The sequence below is a fragment of the Halomonas sp. BM-2019 genome (assembly GCF_017584085.1).
The window spans coordinates 280,490-281,631 of the sequence record NZ_CP071922.1; the positions used below are offsets into that span (position 1 = coordinate 280,490).

At 48.9% G+C, this 1,142-nt stretch carries 2 protein-coding genes; both read left to right on the plus strand.

All coding sequences use genetic code 11. The annotated features are described in order from the left end of the window. Positions 1 to 615, plus strand: a 615-nt coding sequence (locus tag J5F18_RS01450; RefSeq protein WP_346300591.1) for a ParA family protein, incomplete at its 5' end; no start/stop codon positions are given. A 12-nt stretch (positions 616 to 627) separates the two neighbouring features. Continuing rightward, positions 628 to 1,142: ParB/RepB/Spo0J family partition protein (locus J5F18_RS01455; RefSeq protein WP_346300592.1), on the plus strand; the 515-nt coding region annotated here is incomplete at its 3' end.

Sequence of the window (1,142 nt, forward strand, 5' to 3'; positions counted from 1 at the left end):
GTTCCAGCTACGGTGTATGACTTGTTAGTCGATGAAAAACCTGCAGCGAGCGTGATTCAAACGGAAACCAGCGGGAATTATCACCTCTTAGCAGCGAATGGTGATGTGACAGCGGCCGAAATTAAACTGATGGAAGTGTTTGCGCGTGAAACGCGCTTACGCCGAGCCCTCGAACCGGTCCGCGACTACTACGATTTTGTTTTTATTGATTGTCCACCGTCGTTAAATCTGTTGACGGTCAATGCGATGGCGGCGGCTGACTCCGTGCTCGTGCCGATGCAATGCGAATATTACGCGCTTGAAGGTTTAACCGCACTGATGGACACCATCGAACAGCTATCGAGTTTCGTCAATCCACAATTAAAAATCGAAGGCATTTTACGTACCATGTACGACCCGCGTAATCGCTTAGCGAACGATGTGTCGGAACAATTAAAAACGCATTTTGGCGACCAAGTTTATCGAACTGTGATTCCACGTAATGTTCGCTTGGCAGAAGCACCAAGCTTCGGCTCTCCCGCCATGTATTATGATAAAACGTCTTCAGGCTCAAAAGCTTATCTAGCGTTAGCGGGTGAAGTTATCCGTCGCGCAGAAGCGGCGACGACCGTTTAAGAGGGACCAATTATGTCAGTGAAAAAACGAGGATTAGGACGCGGTCTAGACGCACTATTGACCAACAGCGCGAATGCTGCCACCCGTCATCAAAGTCAGACTGATGTGATGGAGGCGTTGGAGAAAGGTGAATTGCGCAAATTACCGGTCGAGTTTTTGCAACCGGGTAAATATCAACCGCGCAAAGACATGGCGCCAGAAGCACTTGAAGATCTTGCGAATTCCGTAAAAGCGCAAGGTATTATTCAACCGATTGTCGTTCGCCCGGTTGCCGAAAATCGGTTTGAAATTATAGCCGGTGAACGCCGGTGGCGTGCGGCGCAACTCGCTGGTTTAGATACAGTCCCCTGTTTGGTCAAAGATGTGCCAGACGAAGCCGCTATTGCCATTGCATTAATCGAGAACATCCAACGCGAAGACTTGAATCCTTTGGAAGAAGCCGTTGCTTTACAACGATTAATGGATGAGTTTGAACTCACTCATCAAAGTGTTGCCGAAGCGGTTGGTAAGTCACGCACGACGGTGAC